The following is a 9,446-nucleotide window of genomic DNA, read 5'->3' as shown; positions in this document are numbered from 1 at the left end:
TAAGGTTCCAACCAACTGTTCGGAGTCAGGTCGTGTGCCCCAGCGAATCAGCACTACTGGTGTTTGGGGATTCAATCCTGCTTCACAAAATTCGGTGACAATCCGAGGCAGATTATGAACTCCCATATAAATCACAATAGTTTCTGAGCCATTTGCGATCGCATTCCAATTCACCTGAGGTCGATACTTGCCCACTGACTCATGACCTGTGACAAAGGTGACGGAAGAACTATAATCCCGATGGGTCAATGGAATTCCCAGATAGGCTGGTGCTGCAATTCCTGAAGTTATCCCTGGTACCACCTCCACTGGCACCCCTGCCGCGATCAAATCCCCCATTTCCTCACCACCACGACCAAACACAAAGGGGTCTCCCCCTTTCAGCCGTACCACCACGGCATGAGAGTGGGCCTTTTCAATCAACAGCTGAGTTGTCTGTTGCTGCAACATGGAATGACGACCCCTGCGCTTTCCGGCATTAATCTGTTCCGCCTGGGGATTAATCATCTTCAACACTTGCGGACTGACTAGGGCATCATAAACTACCACATCTGCAAATTCTAATAACCCCTTTCCCTTCAAGGTCATTAATCCGGGATCTCCAGGACCTGCCCCAACCAAATACACCTTACCCAAACATTGATTGCTCACTACCTTCGCATCCTTGATGTCTTCGTGGTTCATTGCTGCCTAATCCCATCCATAATCAAATCCACTAATGCCTCACTCACACCAATTGGTTTTCCGAGATTCAACTGCACTTGAGGGAACTTCTGCTGTATCTCCAGTAACATTTGTGCGATCGCATCGGTAATTCTTCCCTCAAAAAGAAAATATGCCAAAATGGCAATCCTTTTTGCTCCAGAGTTTGCTATTATAGAGACCTGCTCCCAAAGGGACGGCTGTACTGACCAGTCGGCCGCCACAGCCCCCAACTGGTTAGCTACAGCCCCCGTTTCTTCTTGAACCCCAGGGCGGCTCGTTCCATGGGACAACAAAATCTTGGCATCGCCATCTAGCTTTGCCCATTGATTTCTCAACAGCCTCACCAAAGCTGGATTAGCTCCCAAGTGAGGCAGTAGATGAATCACCATTTCACTACCTAATTTCTGTTGCGCTAGAGATACTTGCCAAGGAATATCCTCCATGACATGTACTCCCCGCAATAGAAATAGGGGCAATAGTTTCAATTCCTGACAGCCAGCACCTTTAGCCAGCTGAGCAAATCGGACAATTTGCTGATGTAGGGGTAAATCAGCTAGTTCTAAAGTTGCTGTACCTACCAAAGGTGCGCTCTTACTTGGCGAATTAAATTCGCCACGGGTCGCACCTAAAGGTTGACTGGAAAGACCGTTAGCTGTTAACAGATCACCGTCACCACTGCTGCCCTGTGGTGAGATTGTCGGTAAGATTGTCGGTGAGATGGTCTGTCTAGCCTTAGCTTGCTCAGAGGCTAGTCGAATTCGCAGCAACTGAGCCAATTGTGCCATAGCCCGCTGGGGACGCAGGTCATGACTGCCGTGGGAGATTAACAGATAAGCAGATGAGGGTGACAAGAGTATAGTGAACTACCTTGATCGAATGTGTTAAATAATACTATCTTCCCTAGAGAGAGAATTTTGTATAAACTATTTCTAAAGAATGTTGCATTGCGCTAATTTCCTTGCTACTGCACCAGCATGAAGCCACCAGTCAAATCCCCCAACCCAGCGCCGTGATGGCAAATGTCCTACTTGGGCTTGGAGTTGGAACTCGAAGTCTTGATCTCGAAGATGGGAGTTGTGAACGGGCCAGCTGATGCAATCGCAAAAACTATAGTAATCCTCTCCTACTGCTTCATAGATCCGGCTTTGAACACTAAAACCAAAGCGTCCACCACTATAGTTGATCCAAAGTTGGTCAATTTTAAGCAATTGGTCACAGGGCAAATTAGCAATATCTTGCTTATTGAGATAATAGCCTGGGGTTTTGTTAACCAACTGACATAGCATATCCCAGGTTTCTTGGTCTGCATCTTGCCATTTTTTTCGAGCTAGTAAATCCTGTAATCGAGTGTAGTCTAGGTCTACTGCTGAGATTAACCGTTGACTAGCACAGGCATGAATCACTGGCTGGATAGCTGGTGAGGTCGAGTTGAGCGCTTGCAATACTTGATCCGCAGATTGGTAGCGCTTTTTAACCGTATTGTGGACTAACTTATCCAGGATGTTACCCAAATGTTTACTGACCGATTTCCCTGATGGCAAGAAATCACGCCATACCCAGCAGTTATTGAGAGAATCATGCATATCCAAAGGTGGTACCCCTGTCAGCAAGTGAAGGCAAGTGACACCTAAGCTATACAGATCACTGGCAGGAAAGGCTTTCCCCCTAATTTGTTCTGGTGCCATGTATTCTGGGGTACCGATAACCGTACCTGTTTGTCCATTAGCTGTGTCAGTGATGAATTTGGCAATACCAAAATCAATCAGTACCAGCTCCTTTGATTCTGTTAGAGGAAGGCGTTGGGTTTTGTTCGAGGATAATCGGCGCGGATTTCTCTGGGATTGAATAATCAGATTTTGGCTCAGGGGTACAGTGGGAGAACTATAGCTAATTCCTGGACTTTGGGCAACGTTCGCCTTTGTAGAGCTGTCGCGGCGAATAATGTTCTCTGGCTTGATATCCCGATGAATCACCTGATGCTGATGAATATATTGCAGCACAGGTAAGATATCTTGTAATAATGCCCAAATTTGCTTCTCGTTGTATATCTGTTGTTGCTGCAACTCTTTGCTTAGGGTTTGTCCAGCAATCCACTCTTGGATCAAATAAAGCTGTTCATTCTGTTCAAAATGTGCCAACAAGCTAGGAATTTGGGGATGTTTGCCTAATTCATCCAATCGCACCGCTTCTTGGTGAAACAGTTCAATGGCTTTTTGGGAAACCCCTCTGTGTTGACTCTCCAGATAAAATTGTTTAATAACACAGTGAGGTTGAGAAGGGATATCTTCATCTACTGCCAAAAACGTTCTACCAAATCCACCGCGACCAATGGGATAAAGGGGTCTATATCGGTCTTTCAACCTTAATTTATATCCACAATTACTGCAAAATTTAGCTGAGTCTGGATTTTGAGGAGAGATGCATCCAGGAATTACACAATAGGTCATTAGTAATTAGTTTTTGTTAATTACACTATTTAATTATTTTTTAAGCTTTACTTGTTAAGTTTGAGCAGTTTTTAGTATTAAGTACACTTTAACTCATTATCCAGTAGCTTGTCATGTCTAGGTATAAACTAACGAGCTTACCGGCTCCGATAGCTTTGCCCAATTGTTGAGGGAACTGCTTTCACGCATTTAACTTGTCACAGCTTATTGCCTGGGCGCACCACTATATAGCCATCCTATCTGATTCGTGAAAGAAATGGGCTGCTTTAAGGCAGAAGGCAGAAGGCAGAAGGGACCGGATTTGGAACTATTTTTTAAGAAGTCCAGTGATTTTACAAATGATTTAGGATTGCTATAGTTTTAGTTTACTGTCAGCTAAATGCTGACTGCTGATAACTGAATGCTGACTATAATTATTTCTAACTTTCAAGTTCTAGTTCACATTGACTGAATACATAATTAATTGCTGAATACACTCGCTCTAAATCAGAAATTGTATAATTGTTAATTTCTCTAGTATAGAGATTTTCTTTGAGTTTACCAAACTGCCAAACTTGACCATTGGAAACAATTCCAAATATAGTTTGCTCAGATTGGTCATTAAGCTTTTGAATTGCGACCATTTCTGCTAAACATTGACCCCACCCCTTAATAAAATCATCCTTTTTAGCTTCTACAGCTACAAAATAGGGATTTTCAAAGATTTGTTTGCCAAGGGGAGACCGCTTTGCTAAAATATAATCGGGTATTCCAGTCAGCTGTTGATCATAGGTTATTGGTTTATGACTCCATAAGGTAAATTTATCTCGATACTGTCTATACACTTCCTTCAAGAGCGGAAAAATAATCGTTTCACAAATAGCATACTCTGACTCTTCAACGGTAAATTCTCGAAGACAAAACTCTAAATCTTCTTTAAACGCTTCTCTGATTACAGTGTCAGTTTCCAGGATATAATTGGCTTCAGTAGCAGTAATTGTAAATTCTTTAAGGACTTCGCCAATCGTTTTATAAGAATCGAAGGACATGAGGGAATTGGGAATTGGGAATCGGGAATCGGGAATCGGGAATCGGGAATCGGGTTACTCCCCATCACCCGATCGCCCCATTACCCCATACTTATCATATCTACCACACTTACCACGCCTCCCTCGCTCAGTACACTTCCCCCGCCACTTCTGCAAGAGGTCTAGTTTTAGCAAGTGCTGCCAAAAACTCAGTCAGTTGTGCTGGAATTTGATCGTGGACAATTTGGCGGTATTCAAGGAAATGCTCCAGATAGGCATGATCGCTAAGATACCGTTTCCATACCTGAGGATTGTGCCTGAGGATAGAAAAAAGTTGACCCCAGAATTGGAAGCGGGTTTGGCGCTTGATGCCATTGCGCCAGATAATAATTAGCAGTGCCCAGAAATAGATCAATTTTGGCATTACCAACTTAGGGTGATGGGGTTTCGGCTTCATGTTTAAGTAGTGCCGATAAAGTCTTCCTAAATAGGATTCTGGTTTATATAATTCCCAGAAACAACTGACATATTCCTGAGCCAGTTGTTCTATCGGGCGAGTGGGGATAAAATTGGTCAGGGTTGTCTGATTGATATTTTCTTCATTACCTTCTAGTAAACGCCCCTCTTGTTTGAGCCGATCCCAAAGGGCGGTATTGGGCAAGGCTTGTAACATACTAAAAACTGTATGGGGAATGGCGGTTGCTTCCACAAAATCGATAATGCGATCGCCTGCTCCTGGTTTTTCCCCATCCAAGCCAATAATAAAGCCAGCCATCACTCGCAAACCTGCCCGATTAATTTTCTCAACCGCATCTGCTAAGGGTTGACGAGTGTTTTGGTGTTTTTTGGTCAGGGTCAAGCTATCGGTATTTGGTGTTTCAATTCCCACAAAGACTGAACTAAAATTGGCAGCAATCATCAACTCCAAAAGTTCATCGTCTTCGGCCAGATTCAAAGAAGCTTCTGTGGACAAAGGAAAGGGGTAACCATGCTCTGCCATCCAGGGAGCTAGTTCCTGCAACAGAAGCTTAACATGGCGTTTATTGCCAATAAAATTATCATCAACTATAAATACAGGAAGCCGCCAACCCAGATTATAGAGGGTTTCCAATTCAGCCAAGACTTGAGCCGGGGTTTTGGTGCGTGGTTTACGGCCATATCGCACAGAGATGTCACAAAACTCGCACTCGAAAGGACAACCACGGGAAAACTGTACCGACATCTCGCTATAAGCATCCAATTCCATTGACACTCCCCGCCCTGGAAGGACGGGGATTCTTGCTTCAACGGGGTGACTTGTTATCCCTTGCCGGAGCCAGGAAAAATAGAGGTCTCCTCTCCACAAGCGTATTTGGTCTATGACCTAGGTTTCGGTGTGCCCCACCGTACCTAAAATAGTTAACAAATTTAAGTTAACAAATTTAGATAACAAATTTAGATGAACATTTTTTTGATCTTAGACTTTCATAGACGTCCAAATCGTTAGACTTGATTGTGCAACATGATTATCTCAAAACAGGTTTTTTACACTGTCTACTTATTCAAGATCATGTTTATCTAGAACATTAATTGTTTTTTTGTTATGTTTTTATCTTAACACGGTGCGATAAAACTGTCAATACATAGATGCTCCAAAGGAGCCTTCAGTTGCGAACAAAAAAAAGCCGTCCTGTAAGGACGGGGCGCGATTACCCAAATTTTTTGGTAAATCGTAGCGGGGAATTGGTGTCTTGGTTACATCTGCCCTTTCGCCATTAGCACGGAATACTCCCGAGCTTTCTCCCAGAGCCAGTGCCTCAACAAATCTCGGTAGGGTAATCTCACCTTCATCTAAAATCAGAAAGTCTACTCCTGCTTCTTGAGCTTCCTCTGCTATAGACGTGACATAAGGACCACCAACGGCTACCAATTTGCCCCGCCGTTTCCCCTCTCCAATCAGGTGGAGCATATCAGGTTTCTGGACGATCATACCGGAAACGATCACCACATCTGCCCATTCCCAGTCAGCGTCAGTTTCTAAACGAACATTACGGTCTACTAAGCGGAATTCCCAGGTTTGAGGAAGAATAGCTGCTACAGTAATCAGACCCATAGGGGGTTGGGCGACTTTGCAGCCGATCAGTTCTATGGCTTTATCAAAAGACCAATAGGATTTCGTGAACAGAGGAGACAGGAGTAAAACTCTCACGTTTGATGTTGAAATCAAGAATAGTACAATACTACAGCAGTTCTCAATTGAGGGAATCGGGAATCGGGAATCGGGAATCGGGAGTCGGGAGTCGGGAATCGGGAATCGGGAATCGGGAATCGGGAATCGGGAGTCGGGAATCGGGAATCGGGAGTCGGGAATCGGGAATCGGGAAAAAATCTTGTTTACCTCATTACTATCAGAACCGCTATACATTCTTGTCTTCAACCTCGAACCTTCAACCTCGAACCTTCAACCTCGAACCTTCAACCTTAAACCTTCAACCTTAAACCTTCAACCTCGAACCTTCAATCTTAAACCTTAAACCTTCAACCTCGAACCTTAAACCTTCAACCTTGAACCTTCAATCTTCAACCTTCAACCTTCAACTTTAAACCTTCAACCGACGAAAGTCCTAGTTATATTAAAACCCGACTAACCATGCGTTTACTATGCCTGAGCAATGGTCATGGAGAGGATGTGATTGCTGTCCAAATTCTAAAGCAATTGCAACATTACTCTACTTGTCCAGAACTAGCCGCGTTACCCTTAGTTGGGGAAGGAAAGGCTTATGTGCCATTAGATATCCCCATTATCGGCTCCGTTGAGCAGATGCCATCGGGTGGATTTATCTATATGTCCCAACAGCAAGTGTGGCGTGATGTGCAGGGAGGCTTAGTGCAATTGATTTGGTCTCAATTAAAAGCAATTCGCCGTTGGGCTAAATCAGGGGACTTTATCCTAGCAGTAGGAGATATCGTACCACTGTTGTTTGCCTGGTGGAGTGGTTTACCCTATGGCTTTGTTGGTACTGCCAAATCGGAATACTATTTGCGGGATGAATCGGGATGGTTACCCAATCGACCCCGTTGGGAAGGGTGGTCAGGTTCGGTTTATTTGCCTTGGGAGCGTTGGCTGATGTCTAATCGCCGTTGTTTAGGGGTTTTTCCTAGAGATACCCTGACTACACAGATCTTAAAGCAGTGGTCTATCCCAGCTTTTGATCTGGGTAATCCGATGATGGATGGGATTTATCCAGACTATCCAGCACCAATGGTTTATGACAAAGATGCAGAATTAAACGAAACTAAGCGTACCCTAACTATTACGTTACTACCCGGTTCCAGAATACCGGAGGCTGATCACAATTGGCATCAAATCATCTTGGCAGCATCAGGGTTACTGGATACTTTTGCTTCGCGATCGCTTTTATTTCTCGCTGCCATTGCTCCAGGATTAAGCCAAGATCCTTTACGGGAGGTTTTAGTCGCTCATAGTTGGACTGAGGTCACCTTGCCATCCCATCCATTCAATCTCCAGCTCAAGGACAAAGGGGCTTTGGCCTTTACCAAGCAAAATGGCACACTGATTTTAACCCAGAACGACTATAACCTCTGCCTGCTCCAAGGGGATTTCTGTATCGCCATGGCAGGCACAGCCACAGAGCAATTTGTCGGGTTAGGAAAACCAGCCATTGCCATGCCAGGAGTTGGTCCCCAATATACCCCTGCTTTTGCCGAAGCCCAAACTCGCTTGTTAGGTCCATCGTTAGTAATAGCACAGCAACCAGAATTGGTAGCAAGTATAGCGAAAGAGTTATTCCATAACCCCGACAAGTTACAGCTAATAGCAGAAAATGGTCAGCGACGCCTTGGTCAACCAGGGGCAGCAGCTAGGATTGCTAAGTGTTTGATGGAAAAGATGAATTATGAATTATGAATTATGAATTATGAATTATGAATTATGAATTATGAATTATAAATTAGACATCTCAGATGTCTATTATATCGGGTGCATCTCATATTTATAAATTTTGCGTAGGGTGCGTTAGGGAAGGGCTAGCCATCATTTTCCGCCTCTTTGCGCCTGGTTGGGACAGCCCGCCCCGTAACGCACCACCGGATCAAACAGCAAAAGTGAGATGCACCCATTATATCTAGCATATATAGGGCTGTTTTAACAGTCCTATTCAAACTACAATTTCCACACATTAAAAACAAGTATAAAGGTTATATATTGCGATGGATATTAAAACTTTGAGTGGTAATACTGTCAGTATTTTGGGTCTGGGAGCTAAAAACCCAATGGATAAAACTTGTGTAGAGATTGCTTACGAGGCTGGAATCAATTACTTCTTTTTTTACAACCTGAATTACACCAGTTTCCTAGAAGGACTAAAGCCTATTCTGGCAGCTCAACGAGATCAAGTGGTAGTTTCCACGGGCAGTAACAGTCGCGATCTTAACCAACTGCGCGAATATTTCGACCAAGTTCGTTCTTTGCTTGATGTGGATACAATAGATGTGTTCTTTTTGGAATATATCTCCCCTAAAGATGATCTCCACCAGGTTGCAGTAGCCTTAAACCAGATCCATACCTGGAAAACTGAAGGATTAATCCGCTATGTTGGCGCAACCACCCATAACCGCAAATTAGCCGTGGAATTATTGAGAAAGCAGTCCTGTGATGTGCTGATGCATCGTTATAACATGGCCCATCGCAAAGCCGAAGTAGAAGTGTTTCCTGCTGCGCTCAAAGCCGACATTCCAGTAGTTGGGTTTACTGCCACTCGTTGGGGTTCGCTGTTGCAAGGGCATAAAGACTGGAAAAATCCAGCTCCAAGTGCTGCTGACTGTTATCGCATGGTACTGCGCCAACCAGCGATTCGCTTAGTCCTCACTGCACCTAAAACCGAATCTGAATTAGTTGAAAATCTCAGGATTTTGCAATCTCCTGAGTTATCTCTTCAGGAAGTAAACCATTGGCAAACCTATGGCGATCTAATTTATGGAACCGGCCAGGATAGCTTCGATAATAAATGGCCTTAATTAGTTAATATCATCTGCGGTTGAAGACTTATAAATAGTAGGTAATAGGGAACAGGGAACAGGGAACAGGGAACAGAGAACAGAGAACAGGGAATTAGGAGGGAGATTACCTACGAAAAGGAAGCTATTTTTTTAAAATTATTATCTTAACATGATCTAATAAAATGCTTGCAGAAGTCGGGAACTTTGGATCGGGCAAATTCGCAGCAGCAGGGAATAAAAATTGACGAAACCCTTATCAAAACTGGGATGCACCCCGGTCTGCTCTGGA

General features: G+C 43.9%; 6 protein-coding genes and 2 pseudogenes. 2 read left to right on the top strand and 6 right to left on the bottom strand.

The annotated features are described in order from the left end of the window. The 6 genes and pseudogenes from cobA to F6K37_RS23805 form a co-directional block, all read right to left on the bottom strand. Positions 1 to 684: uroporphyrinogen-III C-methyltransferase (gene cobA / locus F6K37_RS23830; protein ID WP_287252551.1), on the bottom strand; the 684-nt coding region annotated here is incomplete at its 3' end. After that, entirely contained in the window at positions 681 to 1,556 is an 876-nt protein-coding gene (locus F6K37_RS23825; protein WP_287252549.1) for a sirohydrochlorin chelatase, read from the bottom strand. The genes cobA and F6K37_RS23825, both read right to left, overlap by 4 nt. A 78-nt stretch (positions 1,557 to 1,634) precedes the next feature. Then, complete coding sequence (locus tag F6K37_RS23820) at positions 1,635 to 3,152, bottom strand: serine/threonine-protein kinase (protein ID WP_008188119.1); 1,518 nt, start codon at positions 3,150 to 3,152, stop codon at positions 1,635 to 1,637. Between the two features lie 419 nt (positions 3,153 to 3,571). Continuing rightward, positions 3,572 to 4,180 carry a hypothetical protein gene (locus tag F6K37_RS23815; RefSeq protein ID WP_008188120.1) on the bottom strand — a complete coding sequence of 203 codons (609 nt, stop codon included), beginning with the start codon at positions 4,178 to 4,180 and terminating at the stop codon, positions 3,572 to 3,574. Between the two features lie 127 nt (positions 4,181 to 4,307). Beyond that, positions 4,308 to 5,405 (bottom strand): annotated as a pseudogene (locus F6K37_RS23810) (B12-binding domain-containing radical SAM protein); the annotation flags it as partial. A 459-nt stretch (positions 5,406 to 5,864) separates the two neighbouring features. After that, a pseudogene (locus tag F6K37_RS23805) lies at positions 5,865 to 6,347 on the bottom strand (B12-binding domain-containing radical SAM protein); the annotation flags it as partial. A 441-nt stretch (positions 6,348 to 6,788) separates the two neighbouring features. On the opposite strand from F6K37_RS23805, the gene F6K37_RS23800 reads away from it, so the two are divergent. Both F6K37_RS23800 and F6K37_RS23795 read left to right on the top strand, forming a co-directional pair. Next, complete coding sequence (locus F6K37_RS23800) at positions 6,789 to 8,066, top strand: lipid-A-disaccharide synthase-related protein (RefSeq protein ID WP_287252544.1); 1,278 nt, start codon at positions 6,789 to 6,791, stop codon at positions 8,064 to 8,066. Between the two features lie 302 nt (positions 8,067 to 8,368). Next, complete coding sequence (locus tag F6K37_RS23795) at positions 8,369 to 9,175, top strand: aldo/keto reductase (protein WP_008188124.1); 807 nt, start codon at positions 8,369 to 8,371, stop codon at positions 9,173 to 9,175. Positions 9,176 to 9,446: the final 271 nt, after the last annotated feature.

The organism is Moorena sp. SIO4E2, from assembly GCF_010671945.1.
Taxonomy (GTDB): domain Bacteria; phylum Cyanobacteriota; class Cyanobacteriia; order Cyanobacteriales; family Coleofasciculaceae; genus Moorena; species Moorena producens.
This window is presented reverse-complemented; position numbering and strand designations above follow the sequence as displayed.